Annotated in this window: 15 protein-coding genes; 11 read left to right on the forward strand and 4 right to left on the reverse strand. The window is 70.6% G+C overall.

The annotated features are described in order from the left end of the window. The first annotated feature begins 101 nt into the window (after window positions 1-101). Together ACWD3C_RS40415 and ACWD3C_RS40420 are read left to right on the forward strand one after the other, a co-directional pair. Window positions 102-1,529, forward strand: coding sequence for an NAD(P)/FAD-dependent oxidoreductase (locus tag ACWD3C_RS40415; RefSeq protein WP_451152373.1), 1,428 nt, complete (start codon window positions 102-104; stop codon window positions 1,527-1,529). A 198-nt stretch (window positions 1,530-1,727) separates the two neighbouring features. Then, the gene (locus ACWD3C_RS40420) at window positions 1,728-2,180 is read left to right on the forward strand and encodes a hypothetical protein (protein WP_451152330.1); all 453 of its coding nucleotides are present in this window, start codon (window positions 1,728-1,730) and stop codon (window positions 2,178-2,180) included. A 174-nt stretch (window positions 2,181-2,354) separates the two neighbouring features. Here ACWD3C_RS40420 and ACWD3C_RS40425 read toward each other — a convergent pair whose 3' ends face one another. Together ACWD3C_RS40425 and gabT are read right to left on the reverse strand one after the other, a co-directional pair. Then, entirely contained in the window at window positions 2,355-3,032 is a 678-nt protein-coding gene (locus ACWD3C_RS40425; protein ID WP_451152332.1) for a phosphatase PAP2 family protein, read from the reverse strand. A 276-nt stretch (window positions 3,033-3,308) separates the two neighbouring features. Further along, a complete protein-coding gene (gabT, locus tag ACWD3C_RS40430; protein WP_451152334.1) occupies window positions 3,309-4,658 on the reverse strand; it encodes a 4-aminobutyrate--2-oxoglutarate transaminase in 1,350 nt (449 codons plus the stop codon). Window positions 4,659-4,941: 283 nt separating this feature from the next. On the opposite strand from gabT, the gene ACWD3C_RS40435 reads away from it, so the two are divergent. After that, on the forward strand, window positions 4,942-7,074 hold the full coding sequence (locus tag ACWD3C_RS40435; protein ID WP_451152336.1) for an ATP-binding protein: 2,133 nt from the start codon (window positions 4,942-4,944) through the stop codon (window positions 7,072-7,074). 147 nt (window positions 7,075-7,221) lie between these two features. Beyond that, complete coding sequence (locus ACWD3C_RS40440) at window positions 7,222-8,832, forward strand: PucR family transcriptional regulator (protein WP_451152338.1); 1,611 nt, start codon at window positions 7,222-7,224, stop codon at window positions 8,830-8,832. Window positions 8,833-9,149: 317 nt separating this feature from the next. Here ACWD3C_RS40440 and ACWD3C_RS40445 read toward each other — a convergent pair whose 3' ends face one another. Then, window positions 9,150-9,668 carry a hypothetical protein gene (locus tag ACWD3C_RS40445; protein WP_451152340.1) on the reverse strand — a complete coding sequence of 173 codons (519 nt, stop codon included), beginning with the start codon at window positions 9,666-9,668 and terminating at the stop codon, window positions 9,150-9,152. On the opposite strand from ACWD3C_RS40445, the gene ACWD3C_RS40450 reads away from it, so the two are divergent. Together ACWD3C_RS40450 and ACWD3C_RS40455 are read left to right on the forward strand one after the other, a co-directional pair. Further along, window positions 9,667-10,134, forward strand: coding sequence for a VC0807 family protein (locus tag ACWD3C_RS40450; RefSeq protein WP_451152342.1), 468 nt, complete (start codon window positions 9,667-9,669; stop codon window positions 10,132-10,134). The two genes, ACWD3C_RS40445 and ACWD3C_RS40450, sit on opposite strands and share 2 nt — an antisense overlap. A gap of 190 nt (window positions 10,135-10,324) precedes the next feature. Next, window positions 10,325-11,806 carry an aldehyde dehydrogenase family protein gene (locus ACWD3C_RS40455; RefSeq protein WP_451152344.1) on the forward strand — a complete coding sequence of 494 codons (1,482 nt, stop codon included), beginning with the start codon at window positions 10,325-10,327 and terminating at the stop codon, window positions 11,804-11,806. Window positions 11,807-11,953: 147 nt separating this feature from the next. Here the strand turns inward: ACWD3C_RS40455 and ACWD3C_RS40460 are convergent, their stop codons facing one another. After that, on the reverse strand, window positions 11,954-14,800 hold the full coding sequence (locus ACWD3C_RS40460) for a glycoside hydrolase family 3 C-terminal domain-containing protein (RefSeq protein WP_451152346.1): 2,847 nt from the start codon (window positions 14,798-14,800) through the stop codon (window positions 11,954-11,956). A gap of 367 nt (window positions 14,801-15,167) precedes the next feature. Between ACWD3C_RS40460 and ACWD3C_RS40465 the strand changes: the two genes are divergently transcribed. The 5 genes from ACWD3C_RS40465 to ACWD3C_RS40485 all read left to right on the forward strand — a co-directional run bounded on the left by ACWD3C_RS40465 (window position 15,168) and on the right by ACWD3C_RS40485 (window position 23,440). Then, the gene (locus ACWD3C_RS40465) at window positions 15,168-16,844 is read left to right on the forward strand and encodes an extracellular solute-binding protein (RefSeq protein ID WP_451152347.1); all 1,677 of its coding nucleotides are present in this window, start codon (window positions 15,168-15,170) and stop codon (window positions 16,842-16,844) included. Window positions 16,845-16,870: 26 nt separating this feature from the next. After that, window positions 16,871-17,917, forward strand: a complete 1,047-nt coding sequence (locus tag ACWD3C_RS40470) for an ABC transporter permease (RefSeq protein WP_451152349.1) — start codon at window positions 16,871-16,873, stop codon at window positions 17,915-17,917. Next, on the forward strand, window positions 17,914-18,867 hold the full coding sequence (locus tag ACWD3C_RS40475) for a carbohydrate ABC transporter permease (RefSeq protein ID WP_451152351.1): 954 nt from the start codon (window positions 17,914-17,916) through the stop codon (window positions 18,865-18,867). The genes ACWD3C_RS40470 and ACWD3C_RS40475 overlap by 4 nt, the downstream gene beginning before the upstream one ends. Window positions 18,868-19,166: 299 nt before the next feature. Continuing rightward, on the forward strand, window positions 19,167-21,398 hold the full coding sequence (locus ACWD3C_RS40480; RefSeq protein WP_451152353.1) for a 1,4-beta-glucanase: 2,232 nt from the start codon (window positions 19,167-19,169) through the stop codon (window positions 21,396-21,398). Then, window positions 21,398-23,440, forward strand: coding sequence for a beta-galactosidase (locus tag ACWD3C_RS40485; protein WP_451152355.1), 2,043 nt, complete (start codon window positions 21,398-21,400; stop codon window positions 23,438-23,440). The genes ACWD3C_RS40480 and ACWD3C_RS40485 overlap by 1 nt, the downstream gene beginning before the upstream one ends. The last annotated feature ends 41 nt before the right edge of the window (window positions 23,441-23,481 follow it).

Below are 23,481 nucleotides of genomic sequence, written 5' to 3' on the forward strand. Positions count from 1 at the left end.
CAGCCCACCGCCCTGCGCATACCGCATACCTCCGGCATACCGCAACAATCATGAAACGTCAGATCCCCACCCGCCATAGCGAGTTCAACCTCAGTGACATCATGGCCCCGAGCGCCATGAGCCACAGCAACAACTGGACGAAATCTCTTTCCGACGTCCAGCCCGTCGCGTACTGGCTGGACGACCCCGGCAGGCCCCGCCCCGAGCCCGCGCTCACCGGCGCCGAGACCTGCGACCTGCTGGTCGTCGGCGGCGGCTACAGCGGACTGTGGACCGCTCTGATCGCCAAGGAGCGCGACCCGCGACGGGACGTGGTGCTGGTGGAGGGCCGTGAGGTGGGCTGGGCCGCCTCCGGCCGCAACGGCGGCTTCTGTGCCGCGTCCCTCACTCATGGCCTGCCCAACGGTCTCACCCGCTGGCCGGACGAGATCCACACGCTTCAGGAGCTGGGCGCCCGCAACCTCGACGAGATCGAGAAGGCGGTTGCCCGCTACTGTCTCGACTGCGACTTCGAGCGCACCGGCGAGATCGACGTCGCCACCGCACCGCACCAGGCCGCCGAACTCCGCGACTGGTACGAGGAGATGGAGCGCCACGGCCTAGCGGCGGGCGTGGAGTTCCTGGACGCGGAAGCCGTGAGGGAACAAGTCGACTCACCGACATTCCTGGCCGGCCTGTACTACCGCCGAGGCGTCGCCATGCTCAACCCGGCCAAACTGGCCTGGGGCCTGAAGCGCGCCTGCCTCCGACTCGGCGTCCGCGTGTACGAGCACACCCCCGCCCTCACCCTGAAGCCGTACGGCGCCGGCATGGCCGTACGCACCCCGTACGGATCGATCCGCGCCCGCAAGGTCGCCCTCGGCACGAACGTCTTCCCGAACCTCGTCCGGCGCGTGCGCGCGTACACCGTCCCCGTCTACGACTACGCGCTGATGACCGAACCGCTGAGCGCCGACCGACTGGCCTCCGTCGGCTGGAAGAACCGGCAGGGCCTCGGCGACAGCGCCAACCAGTTCCACTACTTCCGGCTGTCCGCCGACAACCGCATCCTCTGGGGCGGTTACGACGCGATCTATCCGTACGGCGGCCGGGTGCGCGCCGAGTACGACGACCGGCCGGAGACGTACGCGAAGCTCGCCGGGCACTTCTTCACCTGCTTCCCGCAGCTGGAGGGCGTCCGTTTCACCCACGCGTGGGGCGGCGCGATCGACACCTGCTCCCGCTTCTCGGCCTTCTTCGGCACGGCCCACCAGGGGCGGGTCGCGTACGCGGCGGGTTACACGGGTCTCGGCGTGGGCGCGACCCGGTTCGGCGCGGACGTGATGCTCGACCTGCTGGCGGGGGAGCGCACCGAACGGACCGGGCTGGACATGGTCCGCAGGAAGCCGCTGCCGTTCCCGCCCGAGCCGTTCGCCTGGACCGGCATCGCGCTCACCAAGTGGTCGCTGGCGCGGGCGGACGCGCACGGCGGGCGACGGAACCTGTGGCTGAGGGCCATGGACCGGCTGGGTCTGGGGTTCGACAGTTGACGTTGGGCGGGGTTGGAGGGCGCGTGGGAGTGTTCTTGATCCATCGGCGTACGCCCTGCTCAACCGCTGCGAGCCGGTTCACCACCAACACCTGGCAACAAGTGGGCGGAACCCGCGTAATGCCCGGCCGGGACCCCTGTCTGTGCTCCTGACGCGACCAGCGTCCACAGGAGATCTACAGAGAGGAAGGTCCCCCTCATGGCTGGGGCCAAGACGGCGGTCGACTGGCTGGCATCCGTAGCGCCGGATCCCGAGGCCTGCCGCTGGGAGTGGGAACGCCACCCCCTCGGGGTCGCCCTGCTCCCGGCCGGCAGGGCCTGGGACGTACTCATCCTGCCGGGTGAGCTGGGCTACCCCACGCTCGACGTCCTGACGCGCATCCTCGACCAGCCCGGGCCCGTGCTAGTCGACTTCGGCGACGACCGCATGGGCTTCTTCGTGCCCCCGGGCACGGCGTCCCGGTGGCTGGGCACGGGCGTGCGTACGGCGGGTGCCGGCACCTGGATCGTGGTGCCGTACCCGGGCCGGTCGACCGGCGGTGTCCGCTGGCTGGTTCCGCCGGACGGGATGGGCACTCTTACCGACCCGGCGCTCCTTGAACTGGCGATGCACGAGGCGGCGGCGGGGCTCGCGAGCGAGGAGGAGAGTTAGCCGGGCGGTCGCCGGTGGCCATGACAAGTGAAGCCAAGTGAATTGATCTGGAACAAGTCGGGCACGCTCCATCCCCACATCCCCCATGCCTGACCTCACCGCGCTCTCGTCGGCCGCCCGTGCGGCCGACGCCGGCCGGCAGTGACCACGTGCGGTGCGCCCGGAGGGTGACCGCTACTTCCGCCGAGGGCCGCTGTGGCTCCCGCGCCGCAGGAACAGCGCGAGCCCCGTCAGCGGGACCATGAACAGACACCAGCTGGCCACCACGTCCAGGGGCCAGTGATAGCCGCGGCGGACGAGCCCGAAGCCGACGCCGAGGTTGAGAACGACAGCGGTGACGACGACCGTACGGCGGGCCGGGACGGTGCGGAGCCAGGGCAGGAGGAGCAGGGCCGCGGCACCGTAGGCGATGGTGGCCGTGGCGGTGTGGCCGGAGGGGTAGTAGCCGATGCCGGGAGGCATGACCGAGGTGCCCGCGCGGCGCGTGAGTTCCTTGAGGGGGACGACCAGGACGGGGACGAGTGCCATCAGAACCGCCACCGTGGCGCCCGGCAGCCACCAGCGGTCTCTACCAATGCGGCGCGCCCGCCAGGTCGCGTACCCGAGGACGGCGGCGAGGACGGGAATCGCGACCTCGACATTGCCCAGGTCGGCGAGGAGTCCGGAGACACGGTCCGGGCGGACCAGCGCCCGGCTGACCCGTTCGTCCACACGCAGGAGCGGCCCGTCCGCGACGACCTGCCAGGTGATCAGGGCGAAGAGGAGGGCCGGAAGGCCGAGAAGGAGGAAGGTCGGCCGACCTGGAACAGGGGGGGTGGTTCCAGGCCGGCCGTCCGGATCGGTGTGCCGCACGCCCCGGGGGGTTTGGGGCGGGCGGCCATCCGATCGGTGAGGAGATCCGGAGCCGGAAGCTCCGTGTGTGTGCGCGAGGGCACGACCAGAGCGAAGCTGGGGAGGCCCCGACCTGGTGCCACCCACAGTTCCCTGTGGGCGGGGTGTATCTCTCATCTGGCTAAAACCTACGACAGGGGCCGCGGCGAGGACAGACGCAATCGCGTCCCGACATCCACCTTGCACACCTTCTTCACGCGCTCTGCCCTCCAGTGGCCCCTGAGTCGTGTGAGTCGTTCAGATGCGGGTGAACGCCTGCTCGATGATGTCGAGGCCCTCGTTGAGGAGATCGTCGCCGATGACCAGCGGGGGCAGGAAGCGCAGGACGTTGCCGTAGGTGCCACAGGTCAGGACCAGCAGGCCCTCCTGGTGGCAGGCCTTGGCGAGCGCGGCGGTGGCCTCCGCGGCGGGCTCCTTGGTGGTGCGGTCCTTGACCAGCTCGATGGCGATCATGGCGCCGCGGCCGCGGATGTCGCCGATGCTGTATCGATCGTTGTGGGCGAACTTCTCGGCCATCGCGCCCAGGCGGGCCTTCATGACGGCCTCGATGTTCCTGGCCCTGGCGTTGAGGTCGAGTTCCTTCATGGTCTCGATCGAGCCCAGGGCGCCCGCGCAGGCGACCGGGTTGCCGCCGTACGTGCCGCCCAGGCCGCCCACGTGCGCGGCGTCCATGATCTCCGCGCGGCCGGTCACGGCGGCCAGCGGCAGACCGCCCGCGATGCCCTTGGCGGTGGTGATCAGGTCCGGGACGATGTCCTCGTCCTCGCACGCGAACCACTGGCCGGTGCGGCAGAAGCCGGACTGGATCTCGTCGGCCACGAACACGATGCCGTGGTCGGCGGCGAACTGCCGGACGGCCGGCAGGAAGCCCTTGGCCGGCTCGATGAAGCCACCCTCACCGAGCACCGGCTCGATGACGATCGCGGCCACGTTCTCCGGCCCGACCCGCTTGCTGATCTGGTCGATGGCCTGCGCGGCGGCCTCCGGACCGGCGTTCTCGGGCCCGGTCGGCCAGCGGTAGCCGTACGCGACCGGCACGCGGTACACCTCGGGCGCGAACGGCCCGAACCCGTGCTTGTACGGCATGTTCTTCGCCGTCAGCGCCATCGTGAGGTTGGTGCGCCCGTGGTACCCGTGGTCGAACACCACCACGGCCTGCCGCTTGGTGTACGCCCGCGCGATCTTCACGGCGTTCTCGACGGCCTCGGCGCCGGAGTTGAACAGGGCGCTCTTCTTGGCGTGGTCGCCGGGCGTCAGCTCGGCCAGCGCCTCGGCGACGGCCACGTACCCCTCGTACGGCGTGACCATGAAACAGGTGTGGGTGAAGTCGGCGAGCTGGGCGGTGGCCCGGCGGACGACGGCCTCGGCGGACGCGCCGACGCTCGTCACGGCGATGCCCGAACCGAAGTCGATCAGCCGGTTCCCGTCGACGTCCTCGACGATCCCGCCGTCCGCCCGCGCGGCGAACACCGGCAGCACGGACCCCACACCCCGCGCGACCGCGGCGGTGCGGCGGGCCTGCAGCTCCTGCGACTTGGGGCCGGGGATGGAGGTGACGACACGGCGCTCCTGCGGAAGTGCGGTCATGTGGGGCTCCTGGGGGTTTTACGGACTCTTGCCTTCTTTTCTCGCAGGCTAGGGCGGGGAGCGAAGGGTGGGCATGCTCCATGTGGGCGTTGTCGGGCGGTTGGGTTGTCCGTCGTGGACATAGCAGGGACATGGCAGGAGCAAAGCAGGGACATGACGGGGCTGCGACTGGGTCGTGGTTCACTGCCGGCCACCCGGCCGCGTAAACGGTGAACTCCCCTTGTGGGGGAGTTAGATTGGCTCGCTGATGGTTGACGGGACGGCTGGTCAAGGGGCAAGGGCGATGGACAGGGACGGGACGCAGGACGCACGAGGTACGCATGCGACTCCTGTGCCGCGTCCGGCGGTGCCGCCGGAGGTGCCCGCGGTGCCGCCCAGGCCGCCGCAGGCGCCGGGGGTGCCGCCGGTGGCGGACGGGTCGGCCTTCCTGGCGTGGGTGCGGGCGGCGCGGCCGGAGGCGGCGCCGGGGGTGTGGCGGTTCGGGCATCGGCCGCGGCAGGAGCAGGAGCCCGAGGAGATTCCGGGGCGGCAGCTGCTGAGCGGGGCGCTGATCGCCTTCCTGGTCGGCTGGCTGCTCTGGTCCCTGCTCCAGAACGGCTACCTGGGCGGCTGGTGGTACCTGCCCCTCGAACTGTTCATTCCCGACTCCTGGCGTGGTAAGGACAGCGACCTCGGAGCGGACGGGGTCCAGAACCTGTACACGGCCTACGAGTTGCTCATCGCCTTGTTGATCATGTTCGGCGTCGGTCGGCTCGGCCGCTGGGGTGAGGTGTGGCGCCGCTTCGTCGCCCCGCGCTTCCGTCGCAAGGAGCCACCGCCGGCGGCGCCCACCTCCGAGGAGGACCCCGCCGAGTGGCCCGCCCTCCGTGCCGCCGGAGCCGTCGACGCCGCCGACCGGCTTGCCGCCGAGGCCCGCGCGGGGCTGATGCGGGACGTCGACCACGCCCGGATCACGCGGGCCTGGCAGGGCGTGCGCACCGGGCGACACACTCTCGCCAGCTTCACCGGGGCCGTTCTGAAGGACGGGGCCGCCGCGTGTCTGCATCCCTCCGGAGGGCGTGATCTGCCGGGGCGGCTCGCGCAGCACGACCTCGTCACCGGGCAGGTACGGCTGGGGGCCACCGTGGACGACCCGCGGAACCCGTACGCGTATCGCGGGACCGGCCTCGGGCTCGGCCCCGAACTGCTCGGCACCTCGCTGCTCGCCGTCGGACCCGCCGGGTGCGGCAAGACCGGCGGGGTCGTCTGGCCGGTGGCCGAGTCGCTGTGCCTGCACGCGCTCGCCGGGCGGGCGGCCGTGGTCGTCGTGGGCGCGGCCGGCGCCGGGCTCGGGCCCACGGACGCGTACGACGTCGTCGTACGGGTCGGGAATCCCGAATCCGTGTACGACATCGACCTGTACGGCGGGACCACCGACCCCGACGAGGCCGCCGCCGTACTCGCCGAGGCGCTCGTCGGCGACCTCTCCGATCCGCATCCCGGCGGGGACACCAGGCGGTCCACGACGGTGCTGGCCCAGCTGCTCGGGCCGTACCGGGCGGTCCACGGGCGCTTCCCGTCCGTACCCGAACTGCGGCAGCTGCTGGACGGGGCTCCCGGGCCGCTGGGGGAGCTGCGCAAGGCGCTGGAGGACGCGGGGCAGGCCTCGCTGCTGAGGGAACTCGACGCCCGGGACCGGCAGTCGGGGCAGCCGGGGGACGTCGCGGCCGTACTCGCCGACCGGGTTGCCCTGCTGGACCGGCCCGCCTTCGCCGGTTTCTTCGACACGTCCGGCCAGTCCCGGCCCTTCTCGCTGCGCGCCCTCGACCATCCGGTACGGGTACGCATCGACCTGCCCGAGCGCGGGCACGCCGACGCCTCGCGCATCCTGGCACGGCTGGTGCTCGCCCAGTTCACGGCGAGCGTGGCCGTACGGGAGGACCGGTCGCTGTTCGCCTGTCTGGTGCTCGACGACGCCACCGGGGTCGTGACGCCCGAGGCCGTACGGGGCATCCAGCGGCTGCGGTCCGCGCACGCCGGGGTCGTGCTGACGCTGCGGACCCTGGACGACGTGCCCCGGCCCTTGCGGGGGCCGCTGCTCGGCGCCACCGGGTGCCGGATGGCGTTCTCCGGGCTCACCCCCTGGGACGGGCAGGACTTCGCCGAGGTCTGGGGCAAGGAGTGGATCGAGGCACGGGACGTCACCGACCGGCAGATCATCGCGGAGACGCCGGCCGGGAAGGCGCTGCACGCGTTGCGACGGGTGATCACCGGGCACGCTCCGACGGCACGGGCGGTGACCGTACGGCAGGTCGAGCGGGAGCGGTGGTCGGCGTCCGAGCTGGCGCACGGGGTGCCGCCGGGCCATGTGGTGCTGTCGCTGACGACCGTACGGGGGGAGCACGCGCCGCCGTTGCTGGTGGATCTGCGGGGGTGAAGCCGGGGCCGGGTGGCGATCCGCGGCTCATGGTGACCGTACGGAGCGTCGGAATCGGCATACGCTGTTCATACGCAGTGTCCGAAAGAACGCTGCGGTCTCCGTGCAGGCCGTGCCCATCGTGGGCCCCTCGACACTGAAGGCCCCATGCCCCCCACGCTCGCCTCGCTCGTCCACCACTCCGCGCTCAAGCTGACCGTGCGCGCGGGCGAGGGACGCCTGGACGTGCCCGTCCGCTGGGCGCATGCCAGTGAGCTCGCCGACCCCGTGCCGTACATGGAGGGCGGGGAACTGCTGCTGATCACCGCGTTGAAGCTGGACGCGGAGGACTCGAAGGCGATGCGGAAGTATGTGAAGCGGCTGGTCGCGGCGGGTGTCGTCGGGCTGGGCTTCGCAGTCGGGGTCCACTACGAGGAGATCCCGAAGGCCCTCGTCGACGCGGCCGAGGAGGCCCGGCTGCCGCTGCTGGAGGTGCCCCGGCCCACGCCCTTCCTCGCCATCAGCAAAGCCGTGTCGGCCGCCATCGCCGCCGACCAGTACCGGGCCGTCACGGCGGGGTTCGCGGCGCAGCGGGAACTGACCAGGCAGGCCTTGAACGACGGACCGGAAGGGCTCCTCGCCGTCCTCGCCTCGCAGGTCGACGGATGGGCCGCGCTGTACGACGCCTCCGGGGCCGTTGTCGCCACCGCGCCCGAGTGGGCGGTACGGCGGGCCGCGCGTCTTACGGCGGATGTCGAGCGCCTGCGGGACCGGCCCGCGCCCGCGAGCGTGGTCGTGGGCGCGGGCGGTGAGGACCGGGTCGAGCTGCACTCCCTGGGGACCGGGCGGCGGGCCCGGGCCGCCCTCGCCGTGGGGACGGCCGCCGCGCCGGGGACCGCCGAGCGGTACGCCGTGCACTCGGCGATCGCGCTGCTGACGCTCACGACGGAGCGGTCGCGGTCGTTGCACGCCGCTGAGCAGCGGATCGGTGCGGCGGTGCTGCGCATGCTGCTTGCCGGGGAGCCCGATCATGCGCGGGCCGTGGCCGGGGATCTGTACGGGGAGTTGCTGGACGCGCCTTTCCGGCTGATCCTCGCGGAGTTGGTGTCCGCCAAGGGGGTTGTGGCCGGTGAGCCCGTGGGTGAACTGCTCGGACAGCTCACCGAGGTCGTCGAGGCCGCCGCGGCTCGGGCCGGTGAGGCTGTGCTCGTTGTGCCGGAGGGGGAGCGGTTGGTCGTGCTCGCCCTGGACGGGGGTGCGGCGGTCGTCGCGTGCGGGGAGTTCGCGGTGGGGCTGGAGGGCGAGCGGGGCGAGGGTGCGCGGGAGTCGGTGGCGGGTGTCGTCGACGAGGACGAGCTTGTCGTCGGGCTCTCGGCGCCCGCCGGGCCGATCGCCGCGGGCGCCGCGTACAAGCAGGCCGAGCAGGCCCTGTCCGTGGCCCGGCGGCGGGGGCGGTGTCTCGTCGAGCACGAGGAGCTTGCCGCCGGTTCTGTCCTGCCCCTGCTCGCGGATGACGCCGTGCTGGCCTTCGCGGACGGGCTGCTGCGGGCCCTGCGTGAGCATGACGCCACAGGGCGGGGGGATCTTGTCGCCTCGCTGCGGGCCTGGCTGTCGCGGCACGGTCAGTGGGATGCGGCCGCGGCGGATCTCGGGGTGCATCGGCATACCTTGCGGTATCGGATGCGGCGGGTCGAGGAGATTCTGGGGCGGTCGCTGGATGATCCGGATGTGCGGATGGAGCTGTGGCTGGCGCTGAAGGCTACGGCGGTGGGGGAGTAGGGGGTTGTTTGCGCCCCTGCCGCCCCTACCCGTCCCATCCCCGGCGTACCCGTCCCATCCCCGGGGCGCTGTCCCCTGGCCCCGGGCTCATGCCCACCCACCTTGGACGGCATGACCGGGAAGTGCTGGCGGCGATCATGTTCGTGGCCACGTCGGGTTGCACTTGGCATACGACTACGTCCACCTGCGGCGTTGGTTACACGGTCGAGGCGCGCCGCATGCGGGGACCTGGGGTCACTGTGGTGCCGCGGGTCGCAGGGGTGGGTCCTCGATGTCCTGGCGGATGAGCCATTGGACGAAGGCGCGTGCTTCCGGTGTCAGTTGCTGGGTTCCTTCGCGCCGGAGCAGGTAGTGGGCTTGGCGCATGGGCACCATCCGGTCGTGGAGGAGAACGAGCTGTCCGTTGCGTACGGGACCATCCCCGTGGGGGTGTGACAGCCGTCGCGAGCCGAGGCGTTGTCCTCGACGGCGGGCGCCTTGTGCGATCTTCGACGACCTTCTGGCCTCGGTTCACCATTGGCGATCAACGTGACGGGGGACGTGACGCGGTGGACGGCGTCATCACATCGACTGAAGGCGCAGGCAAGCCGGAGGCGTCCGGTCATCCCATACGCGGCCTGCTGGCCCACTGGGGTCCTACGATCGTCTTCAATATCGCCGGGCCGATCCTGCTCTACAGCTACCTGACCGATCACGGGTGGAGCAAGGCGCACGCCCTGATGCTCGCCTCTCTGCTGCCGCTGGGGGAGATCGGTGTCATCTATGCGCTCCGCCGCCAGATCGACGAGTTCGGCGTCTTCGCATTGATCACCGATGGGGTTGACGCTGGTCAGCATGGCGGCGTTCCACAGCGCCCGCGCGATCCCGATCAAGGATTCGCTGCTGATCGGCATCATCGGCCTGGGGATTCTGCTGACGCTGGTGATGGCGCGTCCGTTCGCGTACTACATGGGCCGCAGGTTCGCCACCGACGGCACCGAGGCGAGTCGCGCCTGGTGGGCAAGCCTGTGGCGGTACGACGACTTCCGGCGCACCTGGCGGACGATCACCGTCGTGTGGGGCGTCACGTTCGTGGTCGAGGCCGCCATTCGCGTCCTGCTGACGTACACGTTGTCGACATCGATCATGGTGAGCGTCAGCAGCAGCGGGCCGTTCACCGTGCTCGTCGGCCTGGTCTTCTGGACGATCCGCTACAGTCGGCGCAAGCAGGCCCAGGCTGAGCAGGCCCAGGCCGAGCGGGCGCAGGGATCGGTCGAGGCGCATGGCGCCACGGGTCTCGCCGGGAACGGCACCGTGAGCTGAGAGCAGCCCTTGCTGATGATCTTTGCGTGATGTGCCGGGGCGATCTGATCCCTCGCGGGCCCCCACCCCACCAAAGCGGAGCGTCCCCGTAGGGGACTTTGACGCGCCGGACAAACGACCCTTCACCGACCCGGCCCTACCGTGGGGGACGGAAGTCGACACATCACTCTCGGAAGGGCCGGTACTCGACATGACTGCCACCCACGCCTTCTGGCTCGCCGGTCGCCAGGCCACTGGTGAGACCACGTCCGACGTCACCTCGCCGTGGGACGGTCGGCTCGTCGGCAAGGTCAGCGTGCCGACGGAGGCCCAGGTCGAGGAGGCGGTGGCCGCCGCGTACGCCGTACGCGAGGAGTTCGCGGCCACCCCGGCCCACGTCCGCGCCGCCGTCCTCGACCACGTGAGCCGACGCCTCGTCGAGCGCACGGAGGAGATCGCACAGCTCATCTCCGCCGAGAACGGCAAGCCGATCAAGTGGGCCCGGGGCGAAGTCGGGCGCGCGGTGTCGGTGTTCCGGTTCGCGGCCGAGGAGGCCCGGCGGTTCAACGGAGGTGAGGCGCAGCGGCTCGACACCGACCTCGGCGGCCAGGGACGGCTGGCGTTCACCCGCCGCTTCCCCAAGGGCGTCGTCCTCGGCATCGCGCCCTTCAACTTCCCCCTCAACCTGTGCGCCCACAAGATCGCCCCGGCCATCGCCGCCGGGGCGCCGATCATCCTCAAGCCCGCCCCGGCCACGCCGCTCTCCGGTCTCCTCATCGGCGAACTCCTCGCGGAGGCCGAGGCCGAGGCCAGGACCGGGACCGGAACCGGGGCCGCACTGCCCACCGGCTCCTGGTCCATCCTCCCGGTCTCCAACGACCGTATGCCCGCCCTCGTCCAGGACGAGCGCCTGCCGGTCATCTCCTTCACCGGCTCCGAGAAGGTCGGCTACGCGATCATGGACTCGGTGCCACGCAAGCACTGCACGCTGGAGCTGGGCGGCAACGGCGCGGCCGTCGTCCTCGCCGACTACGCGAGCGACGAGGACCTCGACCGGGCCGCCGCCCGCATCGCCACCTTCTCCAACTACCAGGGCGGACAGTCCTGTATCTCCGTGCAGCGCGTGATCGCGGACGCGTCCGTGTACGACCGGCTGCTGCCCCGTATCGTCGCCGCCGTCGAGGCCCAGGTCACCGGTGCCCCCTCCGACGACAAGACGGACGTCGGGCCGCTGGTCAGCGAGGACGCGGCCAAGCGTGTCGAGGCCTGGGTCCAGGAAGCGGTCGACGCCGGTGCCGCGCTCCTCACCGGTGGCAAGCGCGACGGCGCCTCCTACGCGCCGACCGTCCTCACCGACGTACCGGCGGACGTCACGATCTCCTGCGAGGAGGTCTTCGGTCCCGTCCTCACCGTGCGGCGGGCCGAGGACGAGACGGCGGCCTTCGCGGCAGTCAACGACTCCAAGTACGGCCTCCAGGCGGGTGTCTTCACCCACGACCTGCAGACCGCCTTCCGCGCGCACCGGGCGCTGGAGGTGGGCGGCGTCGTCATCGGCGACGTCCCGTCCTACCGCGCCGACCAGATGCCGTACGGCGGGGTCAAGCAGTCCGGCGTCGGGCGGGAAGGCGTGAAGTTCGCCATGGACGACTACACCTACGAGCGGGTCATGGTGCTCACCGGGCTCACCCTCTGACACCCATTACCCGGAAGATCTCGAAACTCACCCTAGCTTGTGACAATCGTTTTCATGTACGGTGAGACTCGATCCCGGGATGAAAGGGCCCGGCACCGATGCCTTCCGGTGCCGGGCCCCTTCTTTGTGTCGGCCTCTACCGGACCCTCAACCGGAGAAGCCGACGTGCGCGAGCCGCAGCGGGCCGCGCAGCTTGAGGTGGACGTCGTGCACACCGGCGGCCGTGACATCGGCGCGGAGGGTGGTGTAGTCGTACGGGCCCGCGGTCGCCGTGTCGAGCGTCAGGACCGCGAGGACCGGGCCGCCGTTCAGGGAGAACTCCACCGTGCCCTCGCCCGCCACCTCCACGGTGACCTCGGACGTCCCCGCCCCGAAGTCGCAGTCGTTGAAGAGCAGCTCGCCCGTCTTGCCGTCCGCCGGGGTCACGGCGTCGCCCGACACCTTCGTACGGTCGACGATGTCGATGCCCCGGTGCTCGTCGAAGTCCGCCGCGTTCAGGCCGAGCCGGCCGACCGGGCGCGGGGCGGCCGGTTCGCCCTCCAGGTCGAGCGTGGTGCGCAGCCGGACGTCCTCGCTCGACGCGCCGATCAGCAGCTCGTACGCGCCGGGCTCCACCCGCCACCGGCTGTGCGCCACGTCCCAGAACGCGAAGGCCGAGAGTGGGAGCTTGAAGCTCAGCTCCGTCGAGCCGCCGGGGTCGAGCGTTACGCGGCGGTGCGCGGCCAGCTCACGGCGCGGGCGGGGGACGGACGGGTTCACGGCGCGGACGTAGAGCTGCGCCACCTCGTCGGCGGTCATCTCGCCCGTGTTGGTCACGGTGAAGGAGACCGTCACCCCGTCGTCCTCCGGGCGGGCGGTGAGGTTCTCGTACGTGAACGTCGCGTACGACAGACCGTGCCCGAACGGGAACAGCGGGGTGCCGTCGAAGTACAGGTACGTCTGGCGGGCGCCGATCACGTCGTAGTCGAGCAGGTCGGGCAGGTCCTCGTCGGAGGCGTACCAGGTCTGCGGGAGGCGGCCGGCGGGGGAGACGTCACCGGCGAGGACACGGGCGAGCGCGGTGCCCGCGGCCTGGCCGCCGTGGGCGGTCCAGACGACCGCCGGGAGGCCGGAGGGGTCGACCGCGTACGGGTACGCCGAGACCAGGACCAGCGCCGTGTTCGGATTGGCGGCGCGGGCCGCGCGGAGCAGGCGTTCCTGGTGGGCGGGGAGGTGGAGGGTGGTACGGTCCTCCGTCTCGCGGCCGTTGATGTGCGGATCGTTGCCCGCGACGACCACCACCACGTCCGCCCGGGCGGCCACCCGGGTCACGGCGTCCTCGCCGCGCTCGGTGATGACCACCTCGAAGACGGTCGGGTTCTCGTCGGCAACCTTCACGCCGTCGGCGGCGACTGAGACGTACCGGCCTGTCCCCGTGTGCTTGAGGAGGTGACCGTTCTCATGGGGTTCCAGATGGAATGTCTCCTGGACGACCCAGCCGCCGGGCTGGTCGGCGGAGGCGCGTACATAGCCGTCGTCGGCCACGGAGAGGTAGCGGCCGTCCGGCGCGCGGAAGGTGAGGACGTCGTCGCCCCAGTCGATCAGGGCGAGCTCCGTGCCGGCCTGGTCGGCGGTCAGGGGCGGCAGGTCCGTGCGGCCCGCGAGGAGGGCCGGGTCGAGGGCGCCCTCCGCGCCGCGCACCTCGTCGGCGGCCTCGGCCGCTTCCGGTACGGAGACGTACGTTCCGGCCGACGTACGCAGCCGGACCCGGTCCACGCCCTCCGCGAAGTCCACGCGATCGGCGCCGAAGCGGTCGTACAGGCCCTCCAGCGGCGTCGAGCGGTGGATGAGGGTGCCGCTGTACCAGTCGAGCTTGCACTCGTCGGCGAGAAGGCCCACGACCGCGATGCGCACGTCGGGGGCGATCGGCAGCAGGTCGTCGTTCTTCAGCAGGACGACCGCCTGTTCCGCGGCCTCCTGGGCGAGAGCGCGGTGGGCCGGGGTGTCGAAGTCCTCGGCGTCCGTGGGGTCGGCGTACGGGTCCGCCTGGGGGTCGAACTCGCCGAGGCGGAAGCGGACCGAGAGCTGGCGGCGGACCGCCTCGTCGATGTCGTCCGCGGTCAGCAGGCCCTGGACCAGGGCGCCCTGGATCCGTTCGACGATCTTCGAGCTGTCCGTGCCGTGGTCCGTGAAGCTGTCGACACCGGCCTTGATCGCGGCCGCCGTCGCCTCCTCGTGGGTGTCGAAGTAGTGCTCGGAGTCGACCAGATTGGAGGGCGCGCCCGCGTCCGAGCAGACCAGCAGGTCCTGCTCGGTCCAGGCGCGCAGGTGCTCACCCAGATACGGCGAGACGTGGTTGGGGCGGCCGTTGACCAGGTTGTACGCCGGCATCACACCGGCCACCGCGCCCGCCTCGACCGTCTCGCGGAAGGCGCGCAGATCGTACTCGTGCAGCACACGCGGGCGGACCGAACTCGACGATGTGTCCCGGTTCGTCTCGTTGTTGTGCGCCAGCCAGTGCTTGAGGACCGGGGCCGTGCGCCAGTACGTCGGGTGATCGCCGCGCAGACCGTGGGTGTACGCGGTCGCAATCGCGGAGGTCAGCTTGGGGTCCTCGGAATAGCCCTCCTCGTTGCGGCCCCACAGGGGGTGGCGCAGGAGGTTGACCGTGGGGGACCAGACGTTGAGACCGACACGTTCGTCGCGGGCGCGCATGGCCCGGGTCTCGCGCGAGACGGCCTCGGCCACCCGGCGTACGAGATCCTCGTTCCAGGTCGCGCCGATCCCCACGGCCTGCGGGAAGACGGTCGCCGGGCCCATCCAGGCCACGCCGTGCAGGGCCTCCTGGCCGGTGCGGAACGCGGCGACGCCGAGGCGTTCGACCGCGGGCGCGAACTGGTGCAGGAACGCGATCCGTTCGTCGAGGGTGAGCCGCTCCAGAAGATCGTCGATGCGCTTCGCGAGCGGCAGCCGGGGGTCGCGGAAGGGCAGGGCGGGCGGCGGATGTGCGGTCACGTGGGGATCCCTTTGTGGTGGAGCGGCGAGGCTCTTTCGAAGCGCTTCGATGCTCATTCGACCGAGGGGTGGGTGTCAAGAGACCAAGGCGCAACAGATCCGTTTCCTCACCGTCATATCAGGCCTCGGAAGAGTGCCTTCCGGTCCTCCACACCTAGGAGGAATGTTGGAATCGACTCTTGTGCACCCCCAGTCGTTCACTTAACCTCGCAGCAACATCGAAGCGCTTCGACTGCGGAGGGAACGCCTCGCGTGCTCACATCCCTCCGATGTTTCGTCGCTTCAGCACAGCCAGTCCCACTCAAGACACCTCAGCCGACGGCCCCTTTGCCGGGTGTCCTGGTGTGCACCATGAAGGGTTGACGCAATGACGCCGAACTCCGCCACCTCCGCTCCCAGCCGGAGAAACTTCCTCGCCTCCACGGCGGTCGCCGCCGCCGCGGTGGCCGGAGGTGTACCGCTGCTGTCCGCCTGTGGCGGTTCGCAGGAGGGCAGCAAGGACGGCACCACCTCAGGGAAGGACGCCGCGAAGATCCTTCCGGCGTTCGTGGCGTCGAACGTCGTCGCGCCCGACATTCCGGCGAAGAACGGGTCGGCGGCGGGGTTCACCACGGCGATCGCCCTGGCCGATCTGAAGACCTCGGTGCCTCAGAAGCTGGGCAGCGGCGGCAAGCTGAAGATCATGGCCCCGTTCTGGGGCACCCCGCCCAAGGGCGACAACCCGTACTACACGGCCATGAACGAGGCCATCGGGGTGGAGGTCACCTGGCAGAACCAGGACGGCAACACCTACGACGAGAAGCTCGGCGCCGTCCTGGCCTCCAGCGAGATCCCGGACGCCATGGTCGTACCGGGCTGGAACCTGAACGGCAGGATCCCCAGCGCCATCAACGCCAAGTTCGCCGACCTCGGCCCCTACCTCTCCGGGGACAAGGTCAAGGACTACCCGAACCTCGCGGCCGTCCCCACCGAGGCCTGGCAGCGCGCCATCTTCGGCGGTCAGCTGCGCGGGATCCCGATGCCCGACTCGTATGTCCCGGGCATCGCGCCCTTCTACCGGAAGGACATCTTCGCGGAGAAGGGCTGGGAACTCCCCGCCTCCCCCGACGAGTTCCTGGCCTGGGCGAAGGAGGCGACCAGCGCCAAGTCCAAGGTGTGGGCCTGCGACGACATGAAGTGGAGCGCCTTCAACATCTTCGGCGTCCTCAACGGCGGCGACAAGGCGCTCTGGTGGAACCTCGAGGGCGACAAGCTGATCAACCGTATCGAGACCGATGCATACCTCGAAGCCCTGGAGTGGACCCGGAAGCTGTACGAGGCCGGCGTGGTCCACCCCGACGCCAAGGCGAACCAGGGTGACGCGGCCAACCGGTTCACGGCGGGCCAGAGCATCGTCTTCAACGGCAACCTGAGCTACTGGTGGGGCCTGACGTCCGAACAGCGCACCCAGAAATCCGACTTCGAGATGGCCGCGTTCGACATCTTCGGCCACGACGGCGGCGACCCCACTCTGTGGGCGAGCCAGCCCGCGGGCATCTTCGCCTTCATCAGCAAGAAGGCGTCCGAGCAGCAGATCAAGGACTTCCTCGCCATCGCCAACTACTGCGCCGCACCGTACGGCACGAAGGAGCGCATGCTCACGCAGTACGGCGTGGAGGGCATCGACTTCGAGATGAAGGACGGCCTGCCCACCAAGACAGAGCAGGGCGTGAACGAGGTCAACGGCGTCTTCGACTACACCGGCGACCCGGCCGCGTTCATCGCGTACATCGACCTGCCCGAGATCACCAAGCTGATGGTCGAGTGGCAGCAGCGCATGGGAGCCTTCACCAAGAAGTCCTCCTTCTTCGGGCTGACCATCACCGAGCCGAACCGCTGGACCAACCTCGCCAACGACTTCGAGCAGCTTGAGGACGATGTCGTGCGCGGACGCAAGAAGATCAGCGACGTCCAGCAGGCGGTGTCGGACTGGAAGAGCCAGGGCGGCGACGACCTGCGTGACTGGTACAAGAAGCTGCTCGACGACACCGGCTCGGCGAGCTGACCCGGGACCGAGGCAAGGAGAAGGCCGTGTCCCACAGCACGGTGCCTCGGAGCAGGGCCGAGGCAGAAACACCCGAGAAGACTCCGGCGGCGTCCGGCGACGCCGCCGGACGCCGGGACAAGAAGGGCTCGGGTGAGCGTTCAGGGAAGCTGAGTTTCCGGCTCCGATTCAGGCGGGACCGGACGCTGCTCCTGATGACCCTGCCCGCGGTGCTGCTGATCCTGGTCTTCAACTACATACCGATCCTCGGCAATGTGGTCGCTTTCCAGGACTACGACCCGTACCTCAGCGAAAACGGCTTCATCGCCATGCTGGAGAGCCCCTGGATCGGGCTCCAGCAGTTCGAGCGGGTCCTGGCGGACTCGGCCTTCTGGCACGCGGTGCAGAACACCTTCGTGCTGTTCTTCCTCCAGCTCGTGCTCTACTTCCCGATCCCGATCCTGCTCGCGCTGCTCATCAACAGCGTGCTCAGGCCGCGGGTCCGGGCGATCGCCCAGGCGATCATGTACCTGCCGCACTTCTTCTCCTGGGTCCTCGTCGTCACCGTCTTCCAGCAGATCTTCGGCGGCGCGGGCATCATCGCGCAGACCCTTCGGCAGCACGGCTACGAGGGTTTCGACCTGATGACCAACCCGGAGATCTTCAAGTACCTGGTCACGATGGAGACGATCTGGAAGGACGCGGGCTGGGGCATCATCGTCTTCCTCGCCGCGCTCTCGTCCGTCTCCAACGACCTGTACGAGGCCGCCGCCATGGACGGCGCCGGACGCTGGCGGCGGATGTGGCACATCACGCTGCCCGCCCTGCGTCCGGTGATCGCCCTGCTGCTGGTGCTCCGGGTCGGCGACGCGCTCACCGTCGGCTTCGAGCAACTGCTGCTGCAACGTGATGCGGTCGGGCCAGGAGCCGCCGAGGTCCTCGACACCTATGTGTGGTGGAACGGCATCCGCAACCAGGACTTCAGCTACGCCGCTGCCGCCGGCCTCATCAAGGGCGTGGTCGGCCTGGGGCTGGTGCTCACCGCGAACAAGGTCGCCCATCTCATGGGTGAGCAGGGGGTGTACAGGAAATGACCGCCGTTCTCGACAAGCCGGCCGGCGAGCGGCCGTCCGTCAGGAAACCGAGCCCGTGGGCGGCCCCGCCCCGCCCGGTCTGGGAGGAGGAACCGGCCAAGGCCGGCCTCGCGGGCAAGGGAGTCGTCCTGGGCGTGGCCTGCTTCGCGATCCTCTTCCCGCTGTGGGTCGTGATCGTCACCAGCCTCTCCTCGAAGAAGACCATCGACGAGACGGGCGGCCTGGTGGTGATCCCGAAGGACATCACCTTCATCGCCTACCAGGAACTCCTCGGCGGAGGCCAGGTGCAGCGGGCCGCACTGGTCAGCATCGGCGTCACCCTGGTCGGCACGCTGTTCAGCATGGCGGTGTCGATCCTGTGCGCCTACGGTCTGTCGCGCTCGGGCTCGCTCGGCCACCGCTGGGTCCTGATGACGCTGCTGGCGACGATGTTCTTCGGCGCGGGCCTGATCCCGACCTACCTGCTGGTGCAGGCCCTCGGCCTGACGGACACCTATCTGGCGCTGATCCTCCCCAGTGCCGTGAGCGTCTTCAACATCCTGGTCCTGCGCGCGTTCTTCATGGGCATCTCCCAGGAACTGGTCGACAGCGCCCGCATCGACGGCGCCGGCGACTGGCGCATCCTGTGGAAGATCGTGATGCCGCTGTCGCGGGCGGTCATCGCGGTGATCGCCCTCTTCTACGCGGTCGGCTACTGGAGCGCCTGGTTCAACGCGTCGATCTATCTGACGGATCAGGACATGATGCCGCTGCAGAACGTCATGATCCAGCTCGTGCAGAAACAGGAACGCCCGGTCGGGCTCGCCGCCCAGGTCAACACGGGCCAGCTGTCCTCGCTCGCCATCCAGATGGCGGTCATGGTGATGGCCCTGATCCCCGTCGCCGTCCTCTCGCCCTTCGTCCAGCGCCACTTCAAGAAGGGCATGCTCACCGGCGCGGTCAAGGGCTGACACCCCGCCGCGCCCCCCTCCCCCTGCCCCGTCGTGTCCGGCCGTGCCTGTCACCCGGCCGGGCACGACGGCCCCAACGGGACGCTTCGCCGGGTGCCCTCGGTCAGGGCTGCGCCCCGTGCTTTTCAAGGGGCGCGGGGCTGTGTCGACATGCGGCTCCGCCGCGTGGGCGCGACCAGCCACATACGACTCGCAGCCGCCCGTGTCCCGCACCGACCGAGCTGTCGCGCTCAAGCCGCACACACCACACCGCCCACCAGGGCAACCCCGGACCACCACTCCCGCGAACGAGGTATGTCATGCGCACGCCCCAGCCAAGCCGCCGCTCTGTTCTCGCCGGGACGGCGGCAGCCGCCGCCGCGCTCACCGCTCTCCCCGCCCTGGGGACCCCGGCCCACGCCGCAGAAGCCCAGACCGCCGAGCCCGCCGGAGGCTACCGCTGGCGCAACGCCGTCATCGGCGGCACCGGCTTCATCACCGGTGTGCTGTTCCACCCGGCCGTCCGCGGACTCGCCTACGCCCGCACGGACATCGGCGGCGCCTACCGCTGGGACGACACCGAGGCCCGCTGGACCCCGCTGACCGACCACCTCGGCTGGGACGACTGGAACCTCCTCGGCGTGGAGGCCATGGCCGTCGACCCCACGCATCCCGACCGGCTGTACCTCGCCCTCGGCACCTACGCCCAGTCGTGGGCGGGCAACGGCGCGGTCCTGCGCTCCGAGGACCGCGGCGCCACCTGGGCCCGCACCGACCTCAGCGTGAAGCTCGGCGCCAACGAGGACGGCCGGGGCACGGGCGAGCGCCTGCTCGTCGACCCGCGCAACAGCGACACCCTGTGGCTGGGCACCCGGCACGACGGGCTGCTCAAGTCGACGGACCGGGGCGCCACCTGGTCGGCCGTGACCGGCTTCCCGGCGACCGCGAGCGCGTCCGGGCAGGGCGTCACTTTCCTCGTCGCGGCCGGGCGCACCGTCTACGCCGGCTGGGGCGACGGCGACGGCACCTCGGGCACGGCGAACCTGTACCGCACGACCGACGGCGCCACCTGGGAGGCCGTCCGCCGGCAGCCGTCCGGCACCTCCGCCAAGGTCCCGGTCCGCGCCGCGTACGACGGATACGCCCGCGAGCTGTACGTGACGTACGCCAACACGGCCGGCCCCAACGGGCAGTCGGACGGCAGCGTGCACAAGCTGCGCACCACCACCGGCAGGTGGACGGACGTCACCCCGGTGACGCCGGGCGGGACCACCTCCGACGGCGGCACCGACAACTTCGGCTACGGCGGCGTCGCCGTCGGCGCCCACTGCCCGGGCGCCGTCGTCGTCTCCACCAACAACCGCTGGGCCGAGGTGGACACGGTGTTCCGCTCCACCGACGGAGGCCGCACCTGGACGTCCCTCAAGGACTCCGCTGTCTTCGACGTGTCCGAGACTCCTTTCCTCAAGTGGGGCGACGACGAGCCGAAGTTCGGCTGGTGGATCCAGGCGCTCGCCCTCGACCCGTTCGATGCCAAGCACATCGTGTACGGCACCGGTGCGACCCTCTACGGCACCCGGGACCTGAAGAACTGGGCCCCGCAGATCCGCGGCCTGGAGGAGACGTCCGTGCGCCAGCTGATCTCGCCTCCGGTCGGAGAGGCACATCTGATCAGCGGGAACGGGGACGTCGGCGTGATGTACCACGAGTCGCTCACGGCATCGCCCTCGCGCGGCATCGCGTCGAACCCCATCTTCGGGTCGGCGACGGGGCTCGCCCAGGCCGCGGCCAAGCCGGCGTACGTCGTCCGCAGCGGCTGGGGCGACAACGGCAACGGCGCCTACTCGAACGACGGCGGACAGACCTGGGCGCCCTTCGCGGCCCAGCCCGCCATCGCCAAGGACGCACCGGGGCCGATCGCCACCAACGTCGACGGCAGCGTGCTGCTCTGGGTCTTCGTGCACTGGGACGGCACGAAGTACCCCGCCTACCGCTCCGCGGACAACGGAGCCACCTGGTCCGAGGTCACCTCCTTCCCGAAGGGCGCCACGCCGGTCGCCGACCCGGCCGACCCGACGCTCTTCTACGCGTACGACACCGACACAGGAACGCTATTCGCCAGCACTGACAATGGCCGGACCTTCACCGCCCGTGCCACCGGACTGCCCTCGGGCGACAGCCAGTTCAAGCTGGTCGCCGCGCCGGGACGCACCGGTGACCTGTGGCTCTCCACCAAGTGGAACGGGCTCTACCGCTCCACCGACGGCGGCGCGAGCTTCGCGAAGGTCGAGAGCTGCTGGGCCTCGTACACCCTCGGCTTCGGCAAGGCCGCCGACGGCGCCGACTACCCGGCGATCTACCAGGTCGGCGCCACGGAGGCCATCACCGCCGTCTACCGCTCCGACGACGGGGCGAAGACCTGGACGCGCATCAACGACGACGCCCACCAGTGGGGCTGGATCGGCGAGGTCATCATCGGCGACCCGCGGGTCTACGGCCGCGTGTACCTCGCGACGAACGGGCGCGGCCTCCAGTACGGGGAGCCGGTCTGATGCCCCAGCGAAAGGGACTCGCCGGTGGCGGGCGCGCTGCCGGCGAGTCCGCCGCCGGCCCGCCCGCCGCCGACCGGCTCACCCTCGCCGATGCCACCCGCGGACGCGTCCTCTTCGGCGGCGACTACAACCCCGAGCAGTGGCCCGAGGAGACCTGGTACGAGGACGTACGCCTGATGAAGGAGGCCGGGGTCAACTCCGTCACCCTCGGCGTCTTCTCCTGGTCCATGCTCGAACCCCGGCCAGGAGCACGGGAGTTCGGCTGGCTCGACCGGCTGATGGACCTGATGCACAGCAACGGCATCGGTGTCGTCCTCGCCACCCCCACCTCCTCGCCCCCGCCGTGGATGGGCCGGCTGCACCCCGAGACGCTGCCGCGCGACGAGAACGGGGAGATCGAGTGGTGGGGCTCCCGCCAGCACTTCTCGCACTCCAGCGCGACCTACCGCCGCTACGCCGCCGCCATCACCGAGGACCTCGCCGCACGCTACGGCAGCCACCCGGCCCTCACGATGTGGCACATCAACAACGAGTACTGCACCTTCGACTACGGCGACGAGGCGGCCGGGGCCTTCCGCCGCTGGCTCCAGGACAAGTACGGCACGCTCGACGCCCTCAACACCGCCTGGGGAACGGCCTTCTGGAGCCAGGGCTACGACGGCTGGCACGAGATCCTGCCGCCGCGCCGCGCCCACTACCTGAAGAACCCCACCCAGGTACTGGACTTCCGGCGCTTCACCTCCGACATGCTCCTGGAGTGCTACGTCGCCGAGCGTGACATCGTCCGTCGGCACACCCCGCACATCCCGGTCACCACCAACTTCATGCCGCTGTGGGTGGGACAGGACGCATGGCGGTGGGCGGCCGAGGAGGACGTCGTCTCGGTCGACATCTACCCGGACCCGCGCGACCCTCTGGGTGCCCAGAGCGGCGCGCTCGTACAGGACATGACGCGCTCCCAGGCACGCGGTCCCTGGATGCTGATGGAGCAGGCCGCCGGCCCGGTCAACTGGCGGGGCGTCAACCACCCCAAGCCGCGCGGCCTCAACCGCCTCTGGTCGCTCCAGGCCGTGGCGCGCGGCGCCGACGCGATCTGCTACTTCCAGTGGCGCCAGTCCCGGCAGGGCTCGGAGAAGTTCCACTCCGGGATGGTCAGCCACGCGGGGGAGCAGGGCCGCACCTTCCAGGAGGTCAAGCAGCTCGGCGCCGAACTCGCCACGGTCGGCGCGGAGGTGACGGGCGCTCACCTCGCCTCCGATGTCGCCGTACTGCACGACTGGCACTCCTGGTGGGCCGGAGCGCAGGACGCCCGTCCCTCCTCCGAAGTCGACTACCCGCAGGTCGTACGGGCCTGGCACCGCGCCCTCTGGGAGGCCCACCTCACCGCCGACTTCGCCCATCCCGAGCACGACCTGTCCGCGTACCAGCTCGTCGTCGTCCCGCAGCTGTACCTCCTCACGGACGCGGCGATCGACAACCTCCTCGCCTACGTCCGCGGCGGCGGCACCCTCGTCTGCGGCTTCCTGACCGGCGTCGCCGACGAGGACGACCGGGTACGGCCCGGCGGCATGGACGCCCGGCTCCGCGAACTCCTCGGCATCCGCACGCTGCACGAGTGGTGGCCGCTGGATGCCGGGGAGGACGTCGACTGCGACGGCTTCCGGGGCACGCTGTGGTCGGAGGAGGCCGAGGCCGAGACCGGCGCCGACGTGGTGGCCGCGTACCGGGGCGGGGAACTCGACGGACTGCCCGCCGTCCTGCGCAAGGACAGCGCCTGGTACGTCTCGACGCTCCCCGAGCCGGACGCGCTGCGCGACCTGCTGGCCCGCATCGCCGACGGCGCGGACGTCCGGCCGGTGCTCGACGGGCTGCCCGCGGGCGTCGAGGCCGTCCGCCGCGGCGACCTCCTCTTCGTCCTCAACCACGGGCGCGACGAGGTCACGGTCGACGTACCCGGCACCCACCGCGACCTCCTCACGGGCGCGACGGTCACCGGCGCGGTCACCCTGGGCCGCTACGGCGTCGCGGTGCTCCGGCCATGAACCCGATGCCGCTGCCGCTCGGCAACAGGGAGGGGGCGCCT

The sequence above is a fragment of the Streptomyces sp. NPDC002845 genome, from assembly GCF_053591955.1.